At 65.7% G+C, this 25531-nt stretch carries 20 protein-coding genes and 2 rRNA genes; 13 read left to right on the top strand and 9 right to left on the bottom strand.

The features are described from left to right. The first annotated feature begins 164 nt into the window (after nt 1-164). The 4 genes from NCW75_12960 (at nt 165) to NCW75_12945 (ending at nt 5648) form a co-directional block, all read left to right on the top strand. Nucleotides 165-2898, top strand: a 23S ribosomal RNA gene (locus NCW75_12960). A 227-nt stretch (nt 2899-3125) separates the two neighbouring features. Continuing rightward, nucleotides 3126-3232: ribosomal RNA gene (gene rrf / locus NCW75_12955) — 5S ribosomal RNA — on the top strand. A 120-nt stretch (nt 3233-3352) separates the two neighbouring features. Further along, on the top strand, nt 3353-4414 hold the full coding sequence (gene thiE, locus NCW75_12950) for a thiamine phosphate synthase (protein ID UYV12196.1): 1062 nt from the start codon (nt 3353-3355) through the stop codon (nt 4412-4414). A 13-nt stretch (nt 4415-4427) separates the two neighbouring features. Further along, entirely contained in the window at nt 4428-5648 is a 1221-nt protein-coding gene (locus NCW75_12945; protein UYV12195.1) for an insulinase family protein, read from the top strand. A gap of 18 nt (nt 5649-5666) precedes the next feature. On the opposite strand, the gene NCW75_12940 is transcribed toward NCW75_12945, so the two are convergent. Further along, nucleotides 5667-7139, bottom strand: coding sequence for an HDOD domain-containing protein (locus NCW75_12940; protein ID UYV12194.1), 1473 nt, complete (start codon nt 7137-7139; stop codon nt 5667-5669). A 59-nt stretch (nt 7140-7198) separates the two neighbouring features. Further along, nucleotides 7199-7933 (bottom strand): DNA repair protein RecO, encoded by a 735-nt coding sequence (gene recO / locus NCW75_12935; protein ID UYV12193.1) that lies wholly within the window; start codon nt 7931-7933, stop codon nt 7199-7201. Nucleotides 7934-7979: 46 nt separating this feature from the next. Between recO and NCW75_12930 the strand changes: the two genes are divergently transcribed. From NCW75_12930 to NCW75_12920, 3 genes are all read left to right on the top strand, one after another. Then, on the top strand, nt 7980-8426 hold the full coding sequence (locus NCW75_12930; protein ID UYV12192.1) for a hypothetical protein: 447 nt from the start codon (nt 7980-7982) through the stop codon (nt 8424-8426). Nucleotides 8427-8496: 70 nt separating this feature from the next. Next, on the top strand, nt 8497-8886 hold the full coding sequence (locus NCW75_12925) for a phosphopantetheine-binding protein (protein ID UYV12191.1): 390 nt from the start codon (nt 8497-8499) through the stop codon (nt 8884-8886). Between the two features lie 9 nt (nt 8887-8895). Further along, nucleotides 8896-9426, top strand: a complete 531-nt coding sequence (locus NCW75_12920; protein UYV12190.1) for a hypothetical protein — start codon at nt 8896-8898, stop codon at nt 9424-9426. 79 nt (nt 9427-9505) lie between these two features. On the opposite strand, the gene aroD is transcribed toward NCW75_12920, so the two are convergent. From aroD to NCW75_12905, 3 genes are all read right to left on the bottom strand, one after another. Then, nucleotides 9506-11005, bottom strand: coding sequence for a type I 3-dehydroquinate dehydratase (aroD, locus tag NCW75_12915; GenBank protein UYV12189.1), 1500 nt, complete (start codon nt 11003-11005; stop codon nt 9506-9508). A gap of 8 nt (nt 11006-11013) precedes the next feature. Then, nucleotides 11014-12309, bottom strand: a complete 1296-nt coding sequence (locus tag NCW75_12910) for an FIST C-terminal domain-containing protein (GenBank protein UYV12188.1) — start codon at nt 12307-12309, stop codon at nt 11014-11016. 139 nt (nt 12310-12448) lie between these two features. Further along, entirely contained in the window at nt 12449-13891 is a 1443-nt protein-coding gene (locus NCW75_12905; GenBank protein ID UYV12187.1) for a hypothetical protein, read from the bottom strand. Between the two features lie 268 nt (nt 13892-14159). Between NCW75_12905 and NCW75_12900 the strand changes: the two genes are divergently transcribed. From NCW75_12900 to NCW75_12875, 6 genes are all read left to right on the top strand, one after another. Continuing rightward, on the top strand, nt 14160-16013 hold the full coding sequence (locus NCW75_12900) for a TolC family protein (GenBank protein ID UYV12186.1): 1854 nt from the start codon (nt 14160-14162) through the stop codon (nt 16011-16013). A 2-nt stretch (nt 16014-16015) separates the two neighbouring features. Continuing rightward, nucleotides 16016-16954, top strand: coding sequence for an L-threonylcarbamoyladenylate synthase (locus NCW75_12895; GenBank protein ID UYV12185.1), 939 nt, complete (start codon nt 16016-16018; stop codon nt 16952-16954). A 113-nt stretch (nt 16955-17067) separates the two neighbouring features. Then, the gene (locus tag NCW75_12890; protein UYV12184.1) at nt 17068-18570 is read left to right on the top strand and encodes an isocitrate/isopropylmalate family dehydrogenase; all 1503 of its coding nucleotides are present in this window, start codon (nt 17068-17070) and stop codon (nt 18568-18570) included. A gap of 1 nt (nt 18571) precedes the next feature. Then, nucleotides 18572-19162, top strand: a complete 591-nt coding sequence (locus NCW75_12885) for a hypothetical protein (GenBank protein ID UYV12183.1) — start codon at nt 18572-18574, stop codon at nt 19160-19162. 63 nt (nt 19163-19225) lie between these two features. Continuing rightward, nucleotides 19226-20107 (top strand): hypothetical protein, encoded by an 882-nt coding sequence (locus tag NCW75_12880; GenBank protein UYV12182.1) that lies wholly within the window; start codon nt 19226-19228, stop codon nt 20105-20107. A gap of 48 nt (nt 20108-20155) precedes the next feature. Then, complete coding sequence (locus NCW75_12875; GenBank protein ID UYV12181.1) at nt 20156-21148, top strand: mechanosensitive ion channel family protein; 993 nt, start codon at nt 20156-20158, stop codon at nt 21146-21148. Here NCW75_12875 and NCW75_12870 read toward each other — a convergent pair. The 4 genes from NCW75_12870 to NCW75_12855 form a co-directional block, all read right to left on the bottom strand. Next, nucleotides 21145-22203, bottom strand: a complete 1059-nt coding sequence (locus NCW75_12870) for a dienelactone hydrolase family protein (GenBank protein ID UYV12180.1) — start codon at nt 22201-22203, stop codon at nt 21145-21147. The genes NCW75_12875 and NCW75_12870 overlap by 4 nt on opposite strands. A gap of 126 nt (nt 22204-22329) precedes the next feature. Then, the gene (gene infA / locus NCW75_12865; GenBank protein ID UYV12179.1) at nt 22330-22557 is read right to left on the bottom strand and encodes a translation initiation factor IF-1; all 228 of its coding nucleotides are present in this window, start codon (nt 22555-22557) and stop codon (nt 22330-22332) included. 219 nt (nt 22558-22776) lie between these two features. After that, entirely contained in the window at nt 22777-23733 is a 957-nt protein-coding gene (locus NCW75_12860) for a sulfotransferase (GenBank protein ID UYV12178.1), read from the bottom strand. A gap of 24 nt (nt 23734-23757) precedes the next feature. After that, complete coding sequence (locus NCW75_12855) at nt 23758-25290, bottom strand: oligosaccharide flippase family protein (GenBank protein UYV12177.1); 1533 nt, start codon at nt 25288-25290, stop codon at nt 23758-23760. Nucleotides 25291-25531 lie beyond the last annotated feature (241 nt).

The raw sequence follows: 25531 nt of genomic DNA, 5'->3' as shown, positions 1-25531 counted from the left end.
GGCTGGCGGGTAGCAAGAAGAATCGAGCGAGCGCCGCCAGGCGGAGGACGCAAGTCCGAGGCCTGGCCAGTGTGCGATCCGTCGCAAGACAGATCAATCACATGTGAGAATAATAAGGTGCGTTTGAGCCAATCTGGAGTCATATCGTGGCGACAGGTTGGTGTGATCAAGCGACTAAGGGCGCACGGTGGATGTCTTGGCGTCAAGAGGCGATGAAGGACGTTGGAACCTGCGATAAGCCATAGGGAGCTGGTAACCGAGCTGTGATCTATGGATTTCCGAATGGGGAAACCCACTCTGTTTACAGAGTACTGCACACTGAATGCATAGGTGTGTGGAGCGAACCCAGGGAACTGAAACATCTAAGTACCTGGAGGAAAGGAAATCAACCGAGACTCCGTAAGTAGCGGCGAGCGAAAGCGGATAAGGCAAAGTGAACACGTTGGAATGCGTGGCCGAAGAAGGTGAAAGCCCTGTAGGTAGCCGTTTAGCCATAGAGTAGCGTCGGGCTCGTGAAACCCGGCGTGAACATGGGGGGTCCACCCTCCAAGGCTAAGTACTCCTTGACGACCGATAGTGGACCAGTAAGGTGACTGAACGATGAAAAGCACCCCTATTAGGGGAGTGAAATAGCACCTGAAACCGTGCGCTTACAAGCGGTGGGAGCCCTTCGGGGTGACCGCGTGCTTTTTGCATAATGAGCTCGGGAGTTAGCCTCAGTGGCGAGCCTAAGGCCTATCGGGCCGGAGGCGGAGCGAAAGCGAGTCTGAATAGGGCGTGCAGTCGCTGGGGCTAGACGCGAAACCCGTGTGATCTACCCATGGCCAGGGTGAAGGAGGGGTAAGACCCTCTGGAGGCCCGAACCCGTATTCGTTGAAAAGAATTGGGATGAGCTGTGGGGAGGAGTTAAAGTCTAATCAAACCGGGAAATAGCTCGTTCTCTCCGAAATAACTTTAGGGTTAGCCTCGAGATGCAAGCATTGGGGGTAGAGCTACTGGATGGATGGTGGGCCCTCACGGGTACCCCATCCAACCAAACTCCGAATACCAATGCCCAAGCCTCGGGAGATAGACGGCGAGTGACAATATCCGTCGTCAAGAGGAGAACAATCCAGACCGCCGGCTAAGGTCCCAAATCGATGCTCAGTTAGGAAGGAAGTCGGATTGCCCTGACAGCCAGGATGTTGGCTTAGAAGCAGCCACCATTTAAAGAGTGCGTAATAGCTCACTGGTCGAGGAGTCCGGCGCCGAGAATGATTGGGGATAAGCATCGAGCCGAAGCCGCGGACACGCAAGTGTGGTAGGAGAGCGTTCCTGTCGGCGTTGAAGCCAATCCGGAAGGGTTGGTGGAGCGTCAGGAAGTGAATATCCGAGCTTGAGTAACGATAAAGCAGGTGAGAATCCTGCTCGCCGAAAACCTAAGGTTTCCTGGGGAAGGTAAATCCTCCCAGGGTCAGTCGGGACCTAAGGCGAGGCCGAAAGGCGTAGTCGATGGACAGCTGGTTAATATTCCAGCACCCCGGACATAGTGCGGATCGAGAAAACCCTCTGCCTTATCAGATTGGTAGGCCGCAAGGCCGTTGGGGGTGGAATCGGTTCCTAGAAAAGCTATGTCACTAACGGGCCCGTACCAAAACCGACACAGGTAGGTGGGGTGAAGAACCTCAGGCGCTCGAGAGAACGGTTGTGAAGGAACTCGGCAAAATTACCCCGTACGTTCGCAATAAGGGGGCCCTACCCGTAAGGGAGGGCGCAGAGAAAAGGCCCTAGCGACTGTTTACCAAAAACACAGCTCTGTGCTAACTCGCAAGAGGATGTATACAGAGTGACACTTGCCCAATGCCGGAATGTCACGGAAGTGGGTTAGCTTCGGCGAAGCTCGCGACCCAAGCACCGGTCAATGGCGGCCGTAACTATGACGGTCCTAAGGTAGCGAAGTTCCTTGTCGGGTAAGTTCCGACGCGCATGAATAGTGTAACGACTTGGGCACTGTCTCCACAACCGACTCGGTGAAATAGTAGTGGCGGTGAAGATGCCGCCTACCCGCGGCAAGACGGAAAGACCCCGTGGACCTTTACTGTAGGCTTTTATTGGTCACGAGCGATCATTGCGTAGGATAGGTGGGAGGCTTTGAAGCCGGCGTTTAGGCGTTGGTGGAGCCATTGGTGAAATACCACCCTTTGTTTGTTTGTGGCCTAACCCCGATTCCCATGAAGCTGGGCGGGGGACAGTGAGTGCTTGTCAGTTTGACTGGGGCGGTCTCCTCCTAAAGAGTAACGGAGGAGCGCATAAGGTTGGCTCAGCGCGGATGGAAACCGCGCATCGAGTGTAAAGGCACAAGCCAGCTTTACTGCGAGGCCGACGGGCCGAGCAGTTACGAAAGTAGGCCTTAGTGATCCTGCGGTCCCGTGTGGAAGGGCCGTAGCTCATCGGATAAAAGGTACCCCGGGGATAACAGGCTGATCGCTCCCGAGCGTCCATAGCGGCGGAGCGGTTTGGCACCTCGATGTCGGCTCATCGCATCCTGGGGCTGAAGGCGGTCCCAAGGGTTAGGCTGTTCGCCTATTAAAGCGGTACGCGAGCTGGGTTCAGACCGGCGTGAGCCAGGTCGGTCCCTATCTGTCGTGGGCGTTCCAGGCTTGAGAGGAGTCATCCTTAGTACGAGAGGATTAGGATGGACACACCCCTGGTGATCCAGTTGGCCCGCTCGGGCCATCGCTGGGTAGCTACGTGTGGCAGGGATAACCGCTGAAAGCATCTAAGCGGGAAGCCCCCCTCGAGATGAGGCCTGGTCGCATTAGCGTGAGACCCCTTGTAGACTACAAGGTTGATAGGCCACAGGTGTAAGGGTAGAAATATCCTCAGCTGAGTGGTACTAACGGTCGAAAGCTTGATCGCACCAACCCATCGCCGCGATTCCCAGATTTTGGAATCGTGGCATCAGCACTCGCTCGAGTGCTTCGAAGTATCAACCAGGAATATCGCTGTTTTAGCTGAATTCGTTCAGTGAACACGGTCTTCCGTCTGTCATCGATTCACCTCGATGACGCCAGTAGACGTTTGATCCGGCCGGACTTGCTTAGGCAAGATCTAGTGCCGGGTGGCCGAAAGGCTGCTCGTGCATTTTCGGCGACCATAGGTCAGGGGTCACACCTGTTCCCATCCCGAACACAGCAGTTAAGCCCTGGCCGCCGATGATACTGCACTGCGGGAAAGTAGGTCATCGCCGTACTTGAGCCCCCGATGGTAAAACATCGGGGGCTCTTTTTATTTGCTGGGATGACAATCGGCAATCGGCAATGGGGAAAAGGCCTGAGAGCTGCTCCTGCATCGTCGATCTCTACCATTGGTCATGGCTGCCCTGGAGCGGATGTTTGATGCGAACGTGAACCGGGCGTGCGAGGGCCTGCGCACGCTCGAGGATCTCGCGCGCTTCCTGCTCGATGGTGCCGACCTGGTTCGGCGGGCGAAGGATGCCAGGCACGTGATCCGGGCTTCGGCTTCGGCGGTTGGTCCGCAGCGGCTGGTGGCGTGGCGGGATACGCCGGGCGATGTGGGGACAACGATTTCTACGGAGATGGAGGCCAGGCGAGCCAACGCGGGGGCCCTGGCTCTCGCTGCGGGGAATCGTGTAACTGAGGCGCTGCGTGCCTGCGAGGAGATTGCCAAGGTGCTCGGGCTGGATGCTCTGGTGTTTGAGGCGGCCCGGTACGAGGCGTACGAGATCCAGAAACGGCTGGTGCTGGCGCTTGGGGGTGGGGGCATGCCTCGGTGGCCGGTGTGCGTGCTGATCACGGCCGGATTGTGCCGCTTGCCCTGGGAAGACGTGGCCGAGGCGGCGTGCCGGGGTGGGGCCGGGTGCTTGCAGCTTCGCGAGAAGGGGCTGGATGATCGTGAGTTGCTTGTGCGGGCCAAGCGTTTGGTTGAGATCGCTCGCCCGCACGGCGTGGCGGTAGTGATCAACGATCGGCCGGATATCGCGTTGCTCTCGGGGGCGGCGGGCGTTCACGGGGGCCAAGGCGATCTTGGCGTGGCCGAGGTTCGGAAGCTGGCGGGTGAGCGGCTGCTCGTGGGTGTCTCGTGCTCCACGCTGGAGCAGGCTCGGCAGGCTGCACGGGATGGGGCGGATTATCTGGGGCTCGGGCCCATGTTCCCCTCGGGCACAAAGCCCAAGGACAGCCTGAGTGGGCCAGCCTTGATCGAGGCCGTGGTGGCCGACCCTTTGGCTGGCGGGCTTGGACATCTGGCGATCAGCGGCATCGATGCTGAGAACGCCGGCGAGATGGTGGGCCGGGGCTGCACGGGGGTCGCGGTGTGCGCCGCGGTGTGTGGTGCTGAAGACCCCGAGGCCGCGACGCGCGAAGTGGTCGAGGCGATGGGCCGGGCGAAGCCGGGAAAGATGGCCGCATCGTGAGCTAGACTGGCGCATGGCGATCTCATTCCAAGAACGCGTGTTGAGCAACGGCATCCGTTTGATCGGCGAGGTGGACCCCGCGGCCCACAGCGCGGCGGCGGGCTTCTTCGTGCGCACGGGGGCGCGAGACGAGCCGGCCGAGGCGATGGGCGTGAGCCACTTCCTCGAGCACATGATGTTCAAGGGCACCAAGGACCTGACCGCCGAAGCATTGAATACCGCGATGGACGACCTTGGCGCGAGCAACAACGCGTACACGTCCAGCGAGCTGACGTGCTTCTACGCGCACACGCTGCCCGGGGCGCTGCCCGAAGCCGCGAAGCTGCTGGGCAGGATGATGCGGCCCGCGCTGCGCGAGGACGACTTCGAGACCGAGCGGGGCGTGATCCTCGAAGAGATCGCGATGTACGACGACAACCCGTTCTGGGTGTTGCTCGAGGCGGCCAGCGAGCGACACTACAAGGGGCACGCGCTCGGGCATCGCGTGCTGGGCACCAAGGAGATCATTGCGGGCATCCCTGTGTCGACGATGCGCGACTATTTCAACGGGCGATACACGGCCGAGGCGACGGTTGTTGCGCTCGCCGGCGCGCTCGACATGGACGAGGTGGCTGGTGTGCTCGAAGGATTGGACGAGCCCTGGACGCACGGCGATCCGCCGCCGCGTGGGCCCGCGCCCGAGAGCGGCGGTGGGCGTTTTGAGCTCGAGCGTGAGAGCGTGTCCCGTGGATACACCATCGCGCTGTGGCCCGCGCCACCTTTGCAGGACGAGCTGCGGCACGCGGCACGGTTGCTCTCGCAGGTGCTCGGCGCGCCCGGCAACAGCCGCCTGCATTGGGCGCTGGTCGAGCCCGGACTGGCCGACGAGGCGGCCGCGTCGTACATGGGCCAGGACGGTGCGGGCGAGTTCATCGTGTACGCCAGCGGCGATCCCGACAAACTCGGGCAGATCGAGGAAGTCATCGCGGGGGAGCTTGCGAAGGTGGTCGATGAGCTGGGCGAGGACGACCTGGAGCGTTTGCGCGCCAAGGCGGCGACGGGGGTAACAGTGGGGGGCGAGCGGCCTTCGGATCGCATGCAGCGGCTGGGAGCGCGGTGGACGTTGCTGGGTGATTACCTGCCACTCGAAGAGGAATTGGAGCAGGTGCGCTCGGTGACGCTGGACGATTTGCGCGAGGTCGCGCGGCAGTACCCGCTGAAACCCACGACGCAAGGTGTGCTCAAGCCGGCGTGAATTGGTGGAAGAGAGCGCTCAGGCGGCGCGCTTGTCTTTGCCCGGCTCGAAGGTGCGCAGCGCGTCTCCGCCGGCCTTCTCGGCGGCTTCCATCGCGCGGTAGGCGATGGCCAACAGTTGCTTGGGCTTGGTGAAGACGTCGTAGGTCGCTCCCTCGCAACCGGTGAGTCCGGCGCTCGTGGTCTGACGCTTCGGGCCCTTGTACGAGTCTCGCCACGCGGAGACAGCCGTCGTGAGGGTGGGCAGCGGTGAGGTGCAGAGCAGGATCACCGTGGCGTCGTCGAAGCTGCCCAGCTGGCCGTTCTCGAGGCCCTCGCAGATTTCTTCGAGGGATTCGGTGATGTCGATGGCGGCAACGTCACCCGCTTCGAGGCCTTCATTTTCGATGAGTTTGGCAAAGCCGTCGAGGCGAATAATCGCGATGCTGACCGGCGTGCGTTCGGTCTTGCTTTCTTCGTAGGCGGCTTCGAGGTGGCGTTCGATGGCTAGGCGGGTCATCACGCCGGTGATCGGGTCGACAAGATCGCCGTCGCGGATGACCGCCGAGACCGAGCCGTGGTTGAGGTTGTCCTGCTCGGTGGCCGGCTCGGATTGCAGCTCTTGGGCCTTCTTGAGAAGCGCGTCGGCGTCGACGCTGTCGCCCGTGTCGAGCTCGAACAGGCGCGAGACCTCCTTGGCCGCCGTGGCGGTCTCCTTGAGGATCTCGTCGCAGGTCGCGTTGTCGATGCCGAAGAACCGCGAAGCCTGATCATAGAGCCGGCTAAAACAGGCTGCCTTGTCGTCGTAGGTCAGGCACTGGTGGACGGAGTTGCCCAGCGCCACGCAGCTCACGACTTCCTTGAGCTCGTTCGGGGCCGCGGTGGGGCGCTCGTGGAAGCGGATCGGCACGCTTAACTCATCGGGGAGCTGCCACTTACGTGCGAGCAGCGCGCCCACCTCGGGGTGCTGCATGTCAAAGGCGCGTAGCTCGGCGGCCGCCAGGCGGCGGTGGTCCGTTGCCGCGGTCAGGAGTACCTCTTCGTACGGGTCGCCCAGGGCCTGGAGCATCGCCATGATGCCGATGTCCTGGAGGAGCCCACCGAGGAATGCCTCGTCGGCAACCTCACGCGCGACGCGCTGGGCGATGATCTTGGAGGCAACTGCCGAGTAGATGCCGCGGCGCCAGTAATCGATCGGATCGAAGCCTTCGGTATAGGCGGCTTCCATGGCGGGCACGAGGGAGAATCCCAGCGCGAGATTGCGCAGCTCGCGTAAGCCCAGCACGACGAGTGCCTTGTCGATGGTGGCGCACTTGGTGCGCAGACCAAAGAAGCTGGAGTTGACGGTCTTGAGGATCTTGGCCGAGAGGCCTTGGTCGAAGCGGATAGTCTCGGCGAGTTCGTTGACGGTGCTGTCGGGATCCTGGCTGAGTTCGAGGACACGCACGGCCGTCGCCGGTAGCGACGGCAGCGATTCGCACGAGAGGATTTCCTCGATGGCGCAGGCGTCCATGGTCGCGTGTCCTCAGGCGGTCGGCCGGGTCTCTGTATGGCCGACCCGGGCGAGTGTCCTTACTCACCCAGTTCGATGCGGTCGCCGAATACGGCTCCCGCTGCTGGTATCGGCCTGCCGAGCACCCACATCCAGTACGCGCACAGGAAGGCCGCCGATCGGGTCCATGTATCTTCGCTGGCCTCGGTTTGCGGACGTTGGCTTTCGGTTATCGACCGCAACGCCGCCAGCGTCCGGCCGCGCACCGGCCAGGCCGGCCCGATGCCGGCGGGCTTGTCGGTCTCGAAGCGGCCGGCCTCGGGCAGGAAGTAGACCACGGTTTGGGGGCCGATCGGCGCGGTGGTGTCGAGTTCGGGCTTGTGGCCCGCTTCGTCGAGCAGGGCCCACTGGTACCCAGTGAGGTGCTCCATCCCGATGGCATCCTGGCCGAGCAACTCGGCTAGCTGATCGAAGCTGCGCGGGTGGGGTTCTCGGACCGGTAGGGCGCGTTGCATCAGGTCGACGGCGAACATTGCCCGCCAGAGGCTGGGCAGGTCCTTGCGGAGCTGGCCTTGCGTGTGGGTCAGGTCCCAGGCGGTGATGTTGGCCAGCTCGCGGGTGGCCTTCTCGTAGAAGACCACGTGGCCACGCGCCAGAAGCTCGAAGCCGCCCGAGTAGGCCGACCGCTCGCGGCGGGAGCCCCGCGCCAGCCCTCGGATGAGCCCGTGCTCTTTGCACAGCAGCGTGGCGTGCTGGCTGGTCTCGCTCCACTCGCTGTGGCGGAGGCAGATGGCGTCGTCATGGATGGGTGGCATGGTGGTTCGATCGGGACGCGGTGCGAACAAAACACTACGCTTGCCCGTGGACTGGTACGCCTTCGTCGATGACATCCTGCTGCATGAGCCCGAGCGCGTGGTGACGCGGCACCGCCTCGACCAGGGCGACCCGTTCTTTCGGGATCACTTTCCTGGGCGGCCCGTGTTGCCCGGCGTGCTGGCGACCGAGGCCCTGGTACAGGCCTCGCGGATCTTGCTCGGTGATCACGTCGAGGGTGCCGCGCGGTGGGTGCTGGGCTCGGCCAGGGCGGTGCGTTTCAGCAAGTTCCTGACTCCCGGGCAGTGGCTGGTGTGCGACGTAAAGCTACTTCGGGCCTCGGCTGAGGAAGCCAAGGTGGCTGTCGCCGGCCTTGTGGCCGACGAGGCTGAGTGTGATCTTGGCACCTTGGGTGGCCTTCCCACGGCCATTTCGGGCCGCCTGGTGCTTCGTCCTGCTCGTATTGGTGGCGCGTGGAACCCCCGGGCCTCATAGCATCGAACACCCTTGGCGGGGATGGTTTGGGACTACACCCGGGGCGAACGATGGGCACGACGGAGGCGCTATGACGCGAGACGAGATCCAGGCGAGGGTTCAGGAAGTGCTGGCTGAGGTGCTGGGCATCGACGAGGACGAGGTGACCCCACGGGCGACGCTCACCGGCGATCTCGGGGCCGAGTCGATCGACTTCCTGGACATCGTCTTCCGCCTCGAGCAGGCCTTCGACATCAAGATCGAGCAGGGCGAGTTGTTCCCCGAGAACCTGCAGCAGGACGCGACCTACGTGCAGGACGGGGCGCTCACCGAGTCCGGGCTGGCCGCCCTTCGTGAGAAGCTGCCCCACGCCGAGATCGATGCCATCGAGGCCGACCCAAGGCTGAGCCGCGTGGGCGAGATATTCACTGTCGACGCGATGACCAGCTTCGTCGAGCGCAAGCTCGGCGCAGCGGCCTGAGGCACACTCGTGCGCTGGCTGTGGATCGACCGCATCCTGACGCTCGAACCGGGCAAGCGGCTCGTCGCGTGCAAGGCTGTGAGCCTGAGCGAGCCGCACCTGCACCAGCACTTTCCGGCGATCGAAGCGGAGGCCGCGATGCCCGTCGTGCCGGCACCCCTCATCATCGAGGGCATGGCCCAGGCCGGCGGCCTGCTGGCCGGCCACGCGCGCGGGTTCAAGGACGACGTGGTGCTGGCCAAGCTGCGCAAGGCCGAACTGGACTTTGAGGTCCAGCCCGGTGCGACGATCGAGTTCGAGGCCAGGCTGGTCGCGATCGATGAAGCGGGGGCTTCGGTCGATGGGCTGGTGCGCGTGCATGATCCGGCGTGGGACGCACCGCGCGAGCTTGGTACGATCGATTTGATGTTCGCGCACGTGCCCGCCGAGCGGGATTCGTTGCTGATCGCCGAGGCGTTTCGGACGTTGATTTCGTCGAGTGTGCGGGCGGATGGTGAGGGTGTGGGGGATATGCAGTCTCCTTCCGAGCCGCGGGCGTGAGCACGCGGACCTCTTATCGCCCGAAGGAAGGGGTCCGCGTGCTCACGCCCGCGGCTCGGAAGGAGCGGCACTTCCAGCCTTACTCGGCCTGCGCGGTCTCTCGGAATAGATCGATCGGCGCTTGGCTTCCGGTGAACGCCTCGAACTGCGCCGCCGCCTGCGTGACGAGCATGTCCAACCCATCGATCACACGCAAGCCCCGCGCGGTCGCGGCTCTGACCAGCGGCGTCTCTCGCGGGTGGTACACGGTCTCGACGATCGTTGCGTCGCTTAGGGCGTCGGCGGGGATGGGCGACTCGCCTGGCGCGGGCCCGCCGGCCATGCCGAGGGGCGTGCATTGCACGATCGCGCGCATCGACGATGGTTTCTCGAGCGATTCGAGGTGGGTAGCGCCGTCGATGCGGGCGGCCAGCTCCCGCGCACGCTCGGCGGTGCGGTTGTGGATGTGAACCCGTGCGCCCGCCTCGGCGAGCGCGAACGCGGCGGCCTGGGCCATGCCGCCCGCGCCGAGGACGAGCATCGGGGCCCCTTGCAACTCAACACCCGCGTTCGTGAGGCAGGCAACGACCGCGGGGCCGTCGGTGTTCATCACGCGGATCGTGCCGCCGTCGCGCACGAGCGTGTTGGCCGCCCCGCACCGTTCGGCGAGGTCGTCGATCAGCCAGCCTTGTTCTCGCGCGAGACGCACGAGGCTCTTCTTGTGCGGCATGGTGACGCTCAGGCCCGTCAGGTCGAGCGTGTCGTGGGCGAGCAATTCGGTCAGCGTGGCCTTGAGCGACTCGTACCCCGGCGCGACGGGCAGGGGCAGGTAGACGCCGTCGAAGCCGATGCGCTCGAAGCCCGCGTTGTGCATGGCCGGAGAGCGTGAGTGCTCGACGGGATCGCCAACAATGCCGAAGACCTTGGTGGTGCGGGTGATGCTCTTGAACCTATAGAGGTTGAGCAATTCGGCGATCGTCGGCTGGCCGGGGGCGGTGGTGCTCTCGGGCTTCAGGCTCGCAAACGTGAGAAACCCACCAAACTTGGGCGCGAGCACGCGGCTCATGAGCCCATACGCGCCCATGCCGAGGGCGATGGTGGGGCGGTCGCGGTGGCTCAGGATGTCGAAGAGTTCGATGTTGTCGCGAAGGGATCGTGCTCGGAAGGCGATCTTGTGGACGGTGGCCGAAGAATCGCGGAGCTGGAGCAGCTGGCGCGTGAGGTTAGAGGGGCGGCCCTCGAAGTCATGCGTGCTGAGGATAAGGCCGTCGCCGATGTCCGGCTTGGTTTCCGTGGCGAGCTCGATGTCGATGTACCGCGGCGCGTGCTCGGCTTCGGCCAAGCGCTGGAACAGCGCGAGCCGGGTTTCTTCGTCGCCCTCGTATTCGCCGCCCTCCCAACTCGGCCGGCACGTCGCGACGCAGGGCAGCGGAGAATCGGCGACGAGCTTCACGCACGCGTCGATCTGGCTGGCTTCCTCGAAGAAGGCGTCGAGGCGGAACTCCACCAGGTCGGCACCGGCCAGTTGCGCGTGCTGGGCATCGGCGAGGGCCTGCTCGGGCGTGTCGACGGCGATGGGCACGCACACGAGGGTGATCATGTGTGAGATTAGACCGCCGCGCCGCGGAACAGCGCGGCGCAGGCCGTGTGGGCGTGCACGAACGTGCGGCCCTGGATGGGCCCGATCTCGCCGGCGGCGAAGAAGCCGGCGATGGGCATGGGGTGCCCCGTGCCGCGTGGGGCCGATCCGATGGCCGGCGAGCCCTTGCGGACGGCCTCGAACGCGCGCCGCACGGTGGCCGCGTCGTGGTTGGGCTCGTCGAACAGCCGCGTGCCGCGACCGTTGCACGTCACGAGCAGGCAGCCGGCGGGGTGCTCGTGGAGTTTCTGGGCGTCGAGCAGCAGTTCGAGGTCCTCGTGGGCGGTGCTGGCATCGCGGGCGTGCAGGCGGACGGTCTGCCCGAGGCGGACGTAGTCGCCCAGGGCTATCGAGCCGTCTTTCTCGTTGGCGCTCATGATGCTGCGGATGACGTAGTCGCCGCGCCCGAAGTGGCGGCGGTGCTCGTCGGCCACGACACCCAGGAACACGCCGCGCGAGAGCAACTGGCGGTCGTCTTCGTCCAGGTCGGCGATGACCTCGCGCACGGCGTCGAAGGCCGGGCGTCCGCCCAGGCGGTTGACGATGTTGCCCTGGCCCTGCGTCACGACCATGTTGGGGCCGATGGGCCGGCAGCCCTGGCTGACGACGGTGTCGACGGTGACGGGCCCGTTGATGGAGAGGCCGACGCCGCCGTCGCGGATGATCTGGCCGTCGAGCAGGAAGGCGTTGCCGCCCGCGTTGTTGTCGGCCGAGGCCATGCCGCCGAGGGTGACCGGGCGTTCGTTGTCGGCCAAGCCCAAACGGGCGGCCTTGTCAACCACCCCGATGGTGCGGCCCGAGGGCAGGCCGAAGGGATCGGGGAACAGGATGGTGGCGCGGTGCTCGTGGGTCATGCCCGCGATGTCGCGCACGCGCTCGACCTGATTGGGGTTGGCCGGGTCGATGGTGCCCAACCGCGTGAGCGGGAAGGCGCGCACGTCGACGCCCGGCATGCTGCACGCCAGCACGCTGATGCCCGGGCGGTCTTCGAGCTCGAGCGAGCCGCCCAGGACCGATTCGGCCGAGCAGCCCACGATGGTGGCGTTGGGCAGCGCGGCGCGCGCGGCCGAGGCGACCAGACCGGCCTGGCCCGCGTGGGCGCTCGAAAAGAACACCATCGCCACATCGGCTGAGGCCGGGCCGTCGGGCAACTGCTCGGCGGCCTGCTCGAAGGCCTGGACGGCCGCGTACTCGGTGCGGTCGAGCGACGAGAGGCCGGCGGCCATCATGGTCGCGGGGACTGCGGATGTGGCGTGCGTGCTCACGGAAGTAGTGTACGGGCGCGGGCCCGGCACGGGTGCGTGGCGTGTGGGTTTGCCCGCGTGATGGCGCGAGAGGGCGGTGATACCACGTAAAAAGCCCGGGTTTGTGCCCGGGCCTCGCTTTTGGGTGATGCTTGATCGGTTAGGGTTCGTCACCGGGCTCGGTGGCGTACTGCACCTTCTCGGACTCTTCGGAGCGGAGGACGACCACGTTGGTGGCGTCGATGGTGCTCAGGCGAAGGTCGGCGCGTTGGCTGCCGCCGCCGCTGACGCCCACGAGCACGCCCAGCTTGCGGTCGAGGTTGAGGCCTTCCTTGGGCTCGATGTAGCCCAGGGTGCGGGGGACGCCCTCGCCGATGGAGACCAGGCGGTACATGAGGGGCAGGCGGTTGCCGTTGTAGACGGCGCTCTTCTCGAGCTTGCCGACGTAGTCGTAGATGGCCGAGGCTTCGAGCCTGGCCATGGCCTCGGCGCTCTGCTGGTTTCCCTCCTTGAGGCGGGCCTGGGCGGCGGCGACGTCCTGCAGGCTCTTCTGGAGCTGCTTGCGGATGTCCAGCAGGGTGAGGCGCTGCTGGAGCCAAGCGCGGGTGGACTCGTTATCCACCGAATCGGGGGTGTTGGCCAGCACGCGCTCGAAGGCGGCGACCAGCTCGTCGACCTCGGCGCCAAGGGTGTCCTGGCGGCGGACGGCGTCGAAGGCCGCCGAGAGCGCCTCAAGGCTGGGCATCCGATCCAGGGCACCAGCCGGGCGGGCTGGATCGCTACGCGTCTCGATTTCGGCCGGTGCGGGGTTCTGCTCGGGCGTCGGGTTGGTGATGGCTGGGGCATCTTGCGTGGGCGTGCGGCCCGGCTCGATGCGCATCGGCTCCATCACGGTGGGCACCGGGGCTTCGCCGGCGGGCTGCCTGGCTTCCTGCTCTTGCTCGCCTGGAACCTCGACCGGCAGCTCGCCCTGGGGCTGGGTTGGATCGGCCTCGGCCTGAGTGGGCTGGGTAGCCGGCTGGGAGCCGGGCTCCTGGGCGAGGCTGTCGCGGTAGGCCTGGATCTCGCTTGGCACGGCCCGGCGGGCGTGGGCGGCCTCGATGAAGCCGGCGGCACCCTTGGGGGCGTCGACGACGTAGAAGACCAAGCCGCGGCTGCTGGTCTCGGTGCGGTGGTGCTTGAGCTGGGTGGTGGCGGGGGTGTCGGGGCCCTGCACGTCGCGGAAGGAGCCATCGACGCCGTAGCGGGTGTCGCTGAGGGCCTTGAGGGCACCAGAGCGGCTGAGCGTCACGACGCCCTCGGCCTGATCGAGGGTGGCGTGGTCGGCCCTGACGAGGGCCAGGACGCCCTTGGGGTACTCCACCCGGAGCCAGCGCTCGCTCTCGCCGGTCACCCGGAGCACGGCACCGGGCCGGAGGGTGGCGATGGGGTAATAGCTCCGCAGGTTGCCCGAGCGGAGGAAGCTCTGCTCGGCCGTGATGGTGATGAAGTAGGGCTCGACGTCGCGGGTCTGGGCTTGGGCGCCCGGGGCGAGCATGGTGGCCAGCAGGGCCAGGGCGGCCAGGGTGATGGTTGTGAGCGGGTTTTGGCGTGCGGTGAGCATCGTTCCCTCCGTTGAACGGGGCCCCGGGGGCAAATCGTCGTGCTTGCGGGCCCGGACGCGTCGATGCGCCGGATCCCTGGGTCTGACAATAGAAAGATAGACCGCTTGGGGCGGCGGTCCCAGCCTCCTAGCATCGGCTCCCCACGGGCGAGGGGCTTAGCGCCTTCGAGGCTCGCCGGCGTGCCGCCGGTCGAACCCCTCCCGCCAGCCTCCCCTGCCAGCCCTCCCGGCGCGCGAGCCGGACTTGAAACGAGAAAGCGGAATCAAGATGATCGATCGTGCCAGCCGTCCCTGCTCGCGTTGCCTCGGTGGTCCCCGGCGGGCCGGTTTCTTGCTGGGTGGGGCCGCCGCGTTGCTGGTGGCCTCGGGGTGCGCCTCGCCCTTGGATCGGGGGAGTTCCGCGACGCAGCGGGCGCTCGTGGACCAACTGATGATCGAGCTGCGCGAGGCGCGCGACAGCGGCGAGGGCGTGCGAACGTTCGAGCGCACGCCGGTCGAGATCGACATCGACCGACGGTTCATGGACGACGTGCGGTCGATCGCGGGCTACGAGAGTTATGAGGGCGTGCCCGACGAGTTCGGGCCCGATTTGCTGGGCCGGCCGCAGGCCACGGCTCCGATCGAGTTGCAGAGCGCCATCCGCTCTGCGGTCGAGCACAACTTCGCGTTGCAGTTCTCGCGGCTCGACCCCGTTGTGGCCGAGGCCGGCGTGGTGCGGGCCGAGGCGGCGTTCGATTGGGTGTTCTTCGCGACCACGCAGTACAACAGCAGCGAGAGCGAGCAGATCTCGTCCAGCGCGTTCGTGCCGTCGCGCGACGAGCGGAACATCTGGCAGAGCTCGCTGGGCCTGCGGCGACAGATGGCCACCGGCGGCACGCTGACCATCCAGCAGGACTTCCAGTACACCGACGTGCTGACCGACAATCCGAACCTGACCTTCACGCCCGACCCCGCGTGGCAGAGCACGCTGACGGTCCGGGCCGACCAGCCCTTGCTGCGCGGTTTTGGCACCGACGTGGCGCGCGAGGGGCTGCTGCTGGCGCGCAACACTGAGCGTGACTCGCTGGCCAACCTGAAGGCCCAGGCCATCAACACGGTGCTCGAGACCGAGACGGCGTACTGGGAGCTCTTCCGGGCGAGGCACAACCTGCGGATCGTGCAACGGCTGCTCGATCGCGGCAACGAGACGCAGCGGGAGATCCGCATCCGCGCCGATGTTGATGCCGATCCGGCCGAGGTCGCCGACGCCGACGCGCGCGTGCAAGAGCGCCGCCAGACGGTGATCCAGAGCCAGACGGCCGTGCGCGAGGCCAACGATCGGCTGAAGACAGCGATGAGCGATCCGAGGTATCCGGTGGCCGGCGAGTTGCTGCTGCTGCCTGCCGATGGGCCGGTGGACCAGGCTATCGAGTACGGATTGTTCGATGCGTACCAGTCGGCGCTCCGGCGGCGGCCCGAGATCTATCAAGCGCTCTTGAGCCTGGATAACACGTCTATCCGCCGGCGTGTGGCCGAGAACGGGCTGTTGCCCCAGCTCGACCTTCGGGCGCAGTTTGCGATCAGTGACCTGGACGACACGTTCGGCGATTCGATCACGAACGCGTACGGCTTCAGCCGCCAGAGCTGGCTGCTGGGGTTGAACTTCGAGCTGCCGATCGGCAACCGGGCGGCGGAAGCGACGCGCAACGAGCGGCGCATCCAGCAGTACCAGGCGACCATCGCGTACCAGAACACGGTGCAGGGCGTGATCGCCGAGGTGCGCACGAGCCTGCGTCGGGCCAAGGAGGCCTTCGAGCGCATCGGGCAGGCCCAGAGCAACCGCTTGGCGGCGGCCAACCGCGTGCGCGTGCTCGACATCCAGCGTGAGACCATCGCGGTCAACACGCCCGAGCGCCTGAACCTCGAGTTCCAGGCCCAGGAGCGGCTGGCGGCGGCCGAGCAGGCGGAGATCGGCGCGCTGGTCGACTACATGATCGGCATCGCCAACCTGCACGCGGCGATGGGCACGGCGCTGGAGCGCAACGGCGTCCGGTTCATCGTGCCCGACGCGGGGCAGAGTGAGGAACTCTACGGCGATGGCCGGCTCGGGCCGTACACGTACGATCCCGACGCGAGCAAGTAGCGATGGACGCGATCGCCCACGCGGCGGCGCACTTGCGCGCGGGCGGGCTGGTGGTGATGCCCACCGAGACGGTGTACGGGCTGGCGGCGGTCGCGCGGGATGCTGATGCGGTCGGGCGTGTGTTTGCTGCGAAGGGCCGGCCGGGGACCAATCCGTTGATCGTGCATGCCGGCACGCTGGAGATGGCGCGCGGGTGTTGTGCGCTGTGGCCGGCAGAGGCCGATGCGCTCGCGCGGGCGTTCTGGCCCGGGCCTTTGACGCTGGTGTTGCCCAGGGCGGAGTGGGTGCCCGATGTCGTGACGGCGGGCGGCGGCACCGTGGCGGTGCGGGTACCACGGCATCCGGTGGCGCTGGCGCTCATCGATTCGGTTGGGGAGCCGCTGGTAGCGCCGAGCGCGAACCGATCGGGGTATGTGTCGCCGACGAGGGTGGAGCACGTGCGTGGTGTGTGGAGCGACGCCGAGGTGTTCGTGCTCGACGGCGGGGCGTGCGAGGTGGGGCTGGAATCGACCGTGGTGTCGGTGGGTGATGATGGGTTGAGGGTGCTCAGGCCGGGCGTGATCGGCGCGGGGGCGTTGGAGCGGGTCGCGTCGGTTCCGGTCCTTGGCACCGAAGAAGCGGGTGGGGCGGTTGCCAGCCCGGGGATGATCGGGCCGCACTACCAGCCGCGGGCGAGGGTGGTGCTGGTGCGCACGAGAGATGAGATCGATGCGGCGATGGCAGATGGGCACGCCGTGGTGCTGCCGCCGCCGGGCGATTCGTCGGGTGCTGGTGTGTCGATGCCCGCCGGGGCCTTGGCGTACGCCCGGGAGTTGTACGCGGCCTTGCGCGGGGCGGATGGCGCGGGAGCTTCGGTCATCGCGGTGTGCGAGCCCCGGGGCGAGGGCCCGGTGTGGGACGCCGTCCGCGAGCGGTTGCGGCGGGCGGCCGCCGCGCGATAGCTGCTGTCCGAAGTGCGTCTGAGGCCCTACCCTGCACCCCCGCCGAGCGATCTGTGGCGGGGTTTGTTCGTGAATTCTCGCTCACTGGTTCGCACGGGAGAGGTGGCCGCCGCATGTCGCAATCGTCGCAAAAACTGAAGATCGCCCTGGCCGAGGGTGATGGCATCGGTCCCGAGATCATGGCCGCGTGCCTGGGCATCTTCGAGGCCGCTGGCGTGATGGAGCACGTCGAGTTCGTGCCCGCCGAGATGGGCGAGCGGGTGTTCGAGGCCGGCAACTCGATGGGCATCAGCGAAGGCGGGATGCGGATCGTCGAGGAGACGGGCCTGGTGTACAAGGGGCCGATGGGCACGCCGGTGGGCAAGGGCGGCAAGAGCATCAACGTGACGCTGCGGAAGATGTACGGCGCGTTCGCCAACATCCGGCACTTCCAGACGCTGCCCAACGTCGAGACGGTGTACAGCAAGGCGGGCGTGCCGATCGATGTTGTGATCGTGCGTGAGAACATCGAGGACACCTACGGCGGTATCGAGCACCGGCTGACCGCCGACGTGGTGGAGTGCAAGCGGCTGATCAGCGCTCCGGGGTGCGATCAGGTGCACCACGAGGCGTTCGAGACGGCGCGGCGGCTTGGCATCACCAAGGTGCACTGCGGGCACAAGGCCAACATCATGAAGATGAGCGACGGCCTGTTCCTCGAACGGTTCAAGACGGTCGCCAAGGAGTACCCCGAGATCGAGATCGGCGACGTGATCATCGACGCGCTGTGCATGAACCTGGTGCTCAAGCCCCAAGCCTACGACATGGTGGTGCTGCCAAATCTGCAGGGCGATATCGTGAGCGATCTGGCCGCCGGGCTCGTGGGCGGGCTTGGTTTTGCGCCGAGCGCGAACATCGGCAAGAACGTGAGCATCTTCGAGGCGGTCCACGGCACGGCACCCGATATTGCCGGCAAGGGCATCGCCAACCCGACGAGCCTGCTGCTGAGCGGCATCCTGATGTTGCGGCATATCGGGCTGCTGGCCCAGGCCAACTCGATCGAGAACGCGCTGATGCACACGCTCGAGCAGGGCGTGCATACCGGGGACTTTGGCGCGAATTCCGGCAAGCCGGCCGTGGGCACACGTGAGTACGGTGCCGCGATCGCGGAGAATCTCGGCAAGGAACCAAGCACGCACGTCGTGCGGCCGACCGAGGGCGTGAGCGCGAAGGTCGAGCACAGCCGGCCCTCGCGGCCCGAAGGGCACACGCTCATGCGCACGTTCGCCGATGCGAAGAGCGAGCTGGTGGGATGTGATATCTACCTCGACACGATCCTCGAGCCCAAGCCGCTTGGCGATCAGCTCGGGAGCATCTGCGAGGGCACGCCCTTCAAGCTGACCATGATGAGCAACCGCGGCACGCAGGTGTGGCCCAGTGGTAGCGTGTACACGGACATCGTCGATTACTACCGCTGCCGCTTCGAGCTACGAGACATGGGTCAGGCGGCGGGCATGGACCAGGCAACGCTCATTAAGTTGCTCGGTCGTATCGCCGAGAAGTTTGGGGTGACGGACTTTCAACCGCTGAAGTATTACGACGGGAAGCCCGGGTATTCGCTGGCGCAGGGGCAGTAGGATGCGACGCCTTCGTTGGATCGTGCCGCTGGCGGTCGTTGTGATTCTGGTGCCAACCTTGCTGGTCATGCACGGGTGCGCGTCGACGGTGCCCAACCGCGACCCGACGGGCGAGGTGTTCCCGGCCGTCACGGGCGAATCGCTCGAAGAGAACGAGGTCACGCTGCCCGATGCGTTCGCGGGCGAGCCGGTGGTCTTGTTCGTTGGCTATCGCCAGGGCACACAGTTCGACATCGATCGCTGGATCCTCGGCTTATTGCAGGCGGGCGTGACGGCGCGGATCGTTGAGGTGCCGACCATCCCGGGGTTGGTGACGTCGCTCGCATCGGGCTGGATCGACGACGGCATGCGATCGGGCATCCCGCGGGAGGACTGGGGCGCGGTGGTCACGCTCTACGGCGGGGCGGCCGATCCGGTCGCCGAGTTCACCGGCACCGAGAATGGCCGCAACGCGCGTGTGCTGGTGCTCGATCGCCAGGGACGGGTTGGGTGGTTCACCGATCGGGGCTACTCGGCCTCGCAGGCGATCGAAGTTGCCGCGTTGCTCCAGACGCTCCGTGGCGAGAAAGCCGAGCCAGGCACCGGCGGCTGAGCATTGCGGGCCGATCCCAAACGAACACCGCGGGAGCGGCGTACACCTGTGTGGAGGTGCGCCATGCTCGGTTGCCGGTTCCCAGAGTTCGTTGTCTCGCTCGCTGTGGTTGCGTTGGTCTTGGTGCCACACATGGCCATGGCCCAGGACACCGCGCCAGATCTGCTGGCGGGGCCAACGGTCGATGCCCAGGCCACGATCGTTCGGCATGGCATGGACGGCCGGCTGATCCGCGTCGAGGGGCGGCCCGAGGTCGCGGCAGTGCAGGCGCTGGTGCCGGCGTCGGGGTTGCCGGCCGGGGTGTCCGAGCGTGTGCGGGGCGTCGTTGCGGCCCGCAGCGAGGCGATGCGGATGCTGCTGGTTGACGAGCTCGACACCGTGCGCGTCGTGACGGATCTTATTACCGCCGGCGAGGCCGACGCCGCGCGTGACGAGATGCGGGCGATGTGGGAGCGGTTCGAGCCCGGCCAATCCCATGCGCCGCTTCTGGATGACCTGGCAGACGCCATCGGGGCGGAGCACGCTCCCAAGCTGCGTTCGATGGTGTCGGAATACTTCGATGCGATGCTGCGCGAGCGCTTGGGCGATCGGCTTGCGGATCGGATGGATGGCGCGGGGTCGCCGGTCGAGAGCGACGACCCCATCATTGTCGCGGCCCGGGAGCGTCTGGCGTTCGAGCTGTTCCAGGCGGAGCTGCGCACGGCGTACGACCAGACGCTGCGGCGATACCGCGAACTGCTCGAGAGCATCTACGACGGCGTCGAGCCGACCGAGGCGCAGCGGGCGGCGATCCGAGACGTCGTGCTCGAGCACATCAAGGACACGCGATTGCAGGCCACACCGCAGCGGCGACGCGAGGCGATGCTCGCGATCTATCGCGAACTGGATGAGGAGCGACGCGAGCGATTGTATGAAGTTTTGCTCATCCAGATCGTGCCGGACTGAGCGTTCCTCTCTGGTGCTATGCGGGTTTTTGGTCCCTAGGCTCGATCCATGAGCATGCTCCAAGCCCAAGAGACTCCGAGCGATCCTGCGGCCCCTGAAGGTGATGGAACGCGGGCCGACGGGACAGTTGATGCGGCGGCATCACCGGGCGATTCGGCCCTGGGAGATCCCTCCGCGACCGTGATGGACACCCTCCGGTCGATCGCCGAGAGCTTCCTGGCCCATCTGCCGCTGATAGTTGCCGGCGTGCTCGTGGTTCTGGCCACGCTCGTCGTGGGGCAGTTGGCCCGCTTCATCGCCCGGCGATTACTTTCGGGCGTTCGGATGCGTGACTCATTGAAGGAACTCATCGTCCGGTTCGTCGTCCTCGGCGTCTGGGGTGTTGGCCTGATGATCGCGGCGATGGTCACGTTTCCCGGGCTCACACCTACCAAGGCGCTGACCGCTCTGGGCGTGGGCTCGATCGCCATAGGCCTGGCGTTCAAGGACATCTTCGAGAACTTCTTTGCCGGCGTACTGATTTTGTGGCGCTTCCCCTTCGAGAACGGCGACTGGATCTCGTGCAACGGCATTACCGGCCGCGTCGTGAACGTCACCGTCCGCAACACCGTGCTGCGAACGGTGCGGGGCGAGCTTGTGATTGTGCCGAACGTGACGATCTATAAGAATCCGGTCGACGTGCTGACCGACCGGTCGCACCGCCGCCTGGAGGTGATCGTGGGCGTGGCGTATGGCGAGAGCGTCGCCGACTCGCGTGCGGTGATCGAAGAAGCCGTGCAAGGCTGCGAGACCATCCAGAAGCGTCTGGGCGTCCAGGTATTCGCCCAGGAGTTTGCCAGCAGCAGCATCAACTTCGAGGTGGCGTGGTGGACGGGCGCGACGCCGCTGGACCAGCGCAAGAGCCGCGACGAGGTGGTCGAGGCCATCAAGAGTGCGCTCGACAACGCGGGCATTGAGATCCCCTTCCCGTATCGGACGCTCACGTTCAAGCACGCGTTGGGTATCGAGCAGCGTGAGGCGGAAGCGAGTGAGGGCGATTAATTCGGCATGGCTTCCTCGAAGAAGCCCTTCATCGCCGTCCATGAACGCTTGTCGGCGGTCTCGTCGTAGGCCGCACCCTTGCCCTCGGCGGGCGGGCCGGCGGCCTTGCTGGTGAAGCTGTGGACGGCGTCGGCGTAGTCGATGAACACGAAGTCGGCCTCGGCCTGCTCCATCTCACGCTTGAAGTCCTGGCGGTCTTCGATGGGCACGTAGGGATCGGCGTAGCCGTTGCAGACCAAGACGCTTGCCTTCACCTGATCGCGGCGCGGGGCGCTCTCGAACTCCAACCCGCCGTGGAAGCTGACAACGGCGTCGAGGTCGAAACCATTGCGGGCGCACTCGAGCACGACGGTGCCGCCGAAGCAGTAGCCGATGGCGGCGAGGTTGTCGGTGAGCTTGCCCTCGCTCTCGAGGGCATCGATGGCGGCCTGCACGCGGCCGCGCATGAGCGGGCGGTCTTCGTAGTACTTGCCGGCGAGCTCGGAGGCCTCTTCGTTGTTCTCGGCTCGGACGCCGTCGCCGTACATGTCGAGCGCGAAGGCGCGGTAGCCGAGCTTGGCGAGCATGCGGGCGCGTTCCTTCTCTTCGTCGCCCAGGCCTCGCCATTGGTGGACGATGAGCACGGTGCCGCGCAGCTCGCCGCCCGCGGGCTCGACCACGAGCCCACGCAGATCGGTGCCGTCGTGCTCGTAGCGGAGCTCGTACTCGCGGTTCATGTCGCCCCAGCGGCGCGGCTCGATGGGCTGGGTCGGTGTGTAGGGGCCTTCCTGGGTGCCGAGAATGAGCTCGGCGTAGAGCTGCTCGGTTGTTTCGGACAAGAGCCGTCGAGCGTCCGGTTGCCGTTCGAGGCGCTGCACACGCGCGGGGTATCGCAGCACCGGGTGCACCAGTTTGTAATGTTGCACGCTGGGGTAGGTTTCATCGGACTGGAGCCTGTCCGCCAATTCCAACAAGGTCGTTTGGTCCTGGGCGGACGCCGCTTGCGGTCGGGCGATCATGGCGGCCGCCACGATCGAGAGTGTCAGCAACTTCACGATTCGTACGCGCATTGTCATGGCGATCCTCCTCGGGGTTCCCGCAACTGTACGGGCTCGCCCGAAGGGAGTTCACAGACCATCAAAACTGCCCCTTGATGACGCGGACGCGGGGGGTTAGTTGTTATGCGTTTGGTTGCAGGGGCGTCAGCGGCCGCGGAAGGTGATGCGACCCTTGGTGAGGTCGTAGGGCGACATCTCGACGGTGACGGTGTCGCCCGGGGTGATGCGGATGTAGTGCTTGCGCATCTTGCCGGACACGTAGGCGAGGATCTCGGTCTGCTGCTCGTTAGGCAGGCGCACCTTGAACATGGCGTTGGGGAGCGCCTCGACGACGATGGCTTCCATCGTAAATTTGTCGTCTTGTTTGGCCATACGAGGGGTGGGTCCTCCGTGAAGGGTCTTCGGATAATGGGCGTCATCCAGAAATCGGGAGCGTCCGATTGCTGGTTCTCGTGTGATGAGCGTCCACTGTAGCCCGACCGGTCTGAGACGGCCTCGGCGGCATTCCAAACAAAACAAGAACTCGGGGGGCGGGTTTATTCCGGAGTGCTCGGACCGAGCACTGCCGTGCTTTGTGCTCGAACAACCGGATCATGCGTTGCGGGCCTGCTTGGCGATGCGGTTGGCTGGGGTCAGTGTGATCGCCTTGTGCCACACCATGGGCAGGGCCAGGGTTGCCACGCCGAGTTCGGGGATCGGCCGGCGAGCTCCCACTCTTTCGTATCCGAGTCGGTCCATCTGCTGGCCGCAAATGCGCTCGATGGCACCGATCTTCCAATACGGGAGTTTCTGGCGAAACCGACCGACGCGTGAGTTGGTGACGGGCTCGAGCGTGCGCTTCTTGTGAGTCTCGTGATCGGCGTACCCCTTGGCGGTCCGTTTGTGGGGCTCGAGCATCTCGGCCGTGTACTCCATTGGGAGCACGTCGCAGATGCGGCGTAGCTGGGACTCTGGATCGGTCACGAGATCCTCGTAATGCACCGTCACGAAGCGCGACGGCGAGACGATCGTTTCGAGGTCGCCCTGGAGCTTTTGATCGAGCGTCCATCGGATTGCCGCGGACATCGTCGGGGTATTCCAAGCCTCTCGCTGGCTGGCGGCGACATCACGCGGATCTCTGATGATGTGTACGACGCTCGAATCGGGCATCATCGCCAGCAACTCGAGTATGTCCTGAGCGTGGGCCGGGCTCTTTTCACCGATGATGGCGGGTGTTTGATCGTCGTAGGACGCGTGCGCTTCTGCGGCGGCACGGAGCCACGCGGACATCAGCGTCCCGTAGTGCCTGGGGCCCGATTCGGCCAATTCTTCGAACCGTGCGCGTTCTAGAGCAATTGTTGCGAGTTCATTGCGCCGTATGAGGGCCCGCTTGGCGGCGTTCCACCCGTCATCGCTCGCGATCGGGCCGAGCTTCTTTCGTTGTCGCCAAAGGAGGCCCATGAAGTGTGTCTCGGGAGGAATAAACACGCCCTGGCCACGCGAGAGCATGGCTTGCAAGAGCGTTGTTCCCGATCGGGGGGTTCCAGTTATGAAGAAGAAACGAGGCATGATCGCATCCTACCCCCGATCATGTCAAGGCACTGGCCGGAGGCGGAGAACCGTCCCGGCTATGCGCGCCGCTTTGCCCGGCGCGATCGAAAAAATGCTTCGTAACGTGTCCGGCAGCACTATCCGTACGAGGACGCACGCCGATAGGGCGTACACGCACGCCGAAAGCGCGAGGCGTTCCACGGTTTCGAGGATGCCCGCTTGGCCCGGCAGTCTTTGCGGGTTCTGCAGCATGCCGTTCTGGATCCACAAGTCTCCCACGATGACCATGAGCGCGAGGATCGTGAGCATGCCCCAGGGCTTGAGCACGACCCCGAGAAATGATGCGACCGGAACCCCAGCGCCGCGCAGGCTCCACGCGGCCACGCCCGTAACACCCACGACGAAGTACAGCCCCACGCCCGCGGCGATCATGCCGGGCTCGTTTGGATAGAGCAGCCCACCCACGCCGGCGATGGCGACCATGCCCGTGCCTTGGGCGAGCAGCGACCAGAACTGCGTGCGAAAGCGTCCGGTGCTCGAGAGGGCGGATTCCTGCACCGTCACCAGCAGGCGGAGCGCGAAGCACAGCGAGAGCGCTTGCACTGCAGGGACGGCCCCGTCCCACTTGCCCTGCCAGATGATCTGCTGTAATGGGTCGAAGGTCACCGCGATGCCGCCGGCGAACCCTGCGGCGATCAGGGTAAGGGCGCCGCTGACGCGCAGCACCGAGGCGGCGTGGCGTTTGGTGTCGTGCTGGAAGGCGGCCATCGTCGGCATGAGTACCTGGCGGAGGTTGCTTGCCAGCAGCGCCATGACCTGGTCGCCGATCATGTAGGCGAACACGTACACGCCCATGACGCTCTCATCGAGCAGGAAGCCCAGCACGAGGTAGTCGCCCTGGCGCAGCAGCGCGAGCGCGACCGCGCCGAGCAGCAGCCACTTCGTGCGCGCCCAGATGGCGGGCCAGAGGCGCACCTTGGGCTGGAAGCGTATCAATGGGTCGCGCGTGAGGTAGAGGCCATACAACCACTCGAACGCGGCCATGATGACCAACGACCATGTAAACGTGAGCGGACCGGCGCCGGCCAGCGCGAGCGCGACCATGGCGATGTAGCGCACGATGGAGCTGCTCGCGTTCATCGCCGCGGCCGCCTTGAAGCGATAACCCATCGCCAGCTTCGATCGGTAGATCATGCTTGGCCCATAGATGCCCGCGGCGATACCGAGCGTGACCATGACCATCACATACTCGTCATTTTGATGGATGTACGCGAGCACGGGGCCGAGTGCGCACAGGATGGCCGCCGCCACCAGGTTGAGCATGAGCGTCCATGCGTACACCGGGCCGACGAGCCCGTCGTAGCGGTGGATGCCCTTCTGGATGAGGATTCGGCGGACGCCGCCGTCGCGCAGGACATTGACCAGGGCGGCGACCCCGATGGCCGTGCCGAAGATGCCGAAGTCGTCCTTGCCCAAGAGGACACCCAGGATGGCGATGTTGGCCAGGCTGGCGATCTTGACCACGGCCGTGGCGACCATGAGCCACGTAAGCCCGCCGCCCACCTGGCGGCCCATGGCCTGGGCCTGCTTCCGGGGGCCCGCCTGACTCCGGTCGGTGGCCGGTGTTCGTGCTGGGTGGGAGTCGGACGGCGGGGGCATCGTGGCAGTAGGCCTCGGGCGGGTCTCGGGTTCGGTTCTGGGGCCTTCGAACGCGGCTGGGGCGGTCGGCCGCTGGTGGGCCCAGCCTACCATCGGCCCCGCGGCATGGGTGGCACGAGCCGAATCAAACCGCGCGGAGCCCCAAGCGGCCCCCGCG

Source organism: Phycisphaera sp. (genome assembly GCA_025916675.1).
Lineage (GTDB): Bacteria > Planctomycetota > Phycisphaerae > Phycisphaerales > UBA1924 > JAHCJI01.
This window is presented reverse-complemented; position numbering and strand designations above follow the sequence as displayed.

Bases quoted from the DNA above. Each gene is read 5' to 3' on its own strand.
- NCW75_12885 (UYV12183.1), top strand. From the start codon at position 18,572: ATGCGACGCCTTCGTTGGATCGTGCCGCTGGCGGTCGTTGTGATTCTG.
- NCW75_12940 (UYV12194.1), bottom strand. From the start codon at position 7,139: ATGGACGCCTGCGCCATCGAGGAAATCCTCTCGTGCGAATCGCTGCCG.
- aroD (UYV12189.1), bottom strand. From the start codon at position 11,005: ATGATCACCCTCGTGTGCGTGCCCATCGCCGTCGACACGCCCGAGCAG.
- NCW75_12905 (UYV12187.1), bottom strand. From the start codon at position 13,891: ATGCTCACCGCACGCCAAAACCCGCTCACAACCATCACCCTGGCCGCC.
- thiE (UYV12196.1), top strand. From the start codon at position 3,353: ATGGCTGCCCTGGAGCGGATGTTTGATGCGAACGTGAACCGGGCGTGC.
- NCW75_12855 (UYV12177.1), bottom strand. From the start codon at position 25,290: ATGGGCCGCCAGGTGGGCGGCGGGCTTACGTGGCTCATGGTCGCCACG.
- NCW75_12875 (UYV12181.1), top strand. From the start codon at position 20,156: ATGAGCATGCTCCAAGCCCAAGAGACTCCGAGCGATCCTGCGGCCCCT.
- recO (UYV12193.1), bottom strand. From the start codon at position 7,933: ATGCCACCCATCCATGACGACGCCATCTGCCTCCGCCACAGCGAGTGG.
- infA (UYV12179.1), bottom strand. From the start codon at position 22,557: ATGGCCAAACAAGACGACAAATTTACGATGGAAGCCATCGTCGTCGAG.
- NCW75_12945 (UYV12195.1), top strand. From the start codon at position 4,428: ATGGCGATCTCATTCCAAGAACGCGTGTTGAGCAACGGCATCCGTTTG.
- NCW75_12900 (UYV12186.1), top strand. From the start codon at position 14,160: ATGATCGATCGTGCCAGCCGTCCCTGCTCGCGTTGCCTCGGTGGTCCC.
- NCW75_12925 (UYV12191.1), top strand. From the start codon at position 8,497: ATGACGCGAGACGAGATCCAGGCGAGGGTTCAGGAAGTGCTGGCTGAG.
- NCW75_12880 (UYV12182.1), top strand. From the start codon at position 19,226: ATGCTCGGTTGCCGGTTCCCAGAGTTCGTTGTCTCGCTCGCTGTGGTT.
- NCW75_12895 (UYV12185.1), top strand. From the start codon at position 16,016: ATGGACGCGATCGCCCACGCGGCGGCGCACTTGCGCGCGGGCGGGCTG.
- NCW75_12890 (UYV12184.1), top strand. From the start codon at position 17,068: ATGTCGCAATCGTCGCAAAAACTGAAGATCGCCCTGGCCGAGGGTGAT.
- NCW75_12860 (UYV12178.1), bottom strand. From the start codon at position 23,733: ATGCCTCGTTTCTTCTTCATAACTGGAACCCCCCGATCGGGAACAACG.
- NCW75_12870 (UYV12180.1), bottom strand. From the start codon at position 22,203: ATGACAATGCGCGTACGAATCGTGAAGTTGCTGACACTCTCGATCGTG.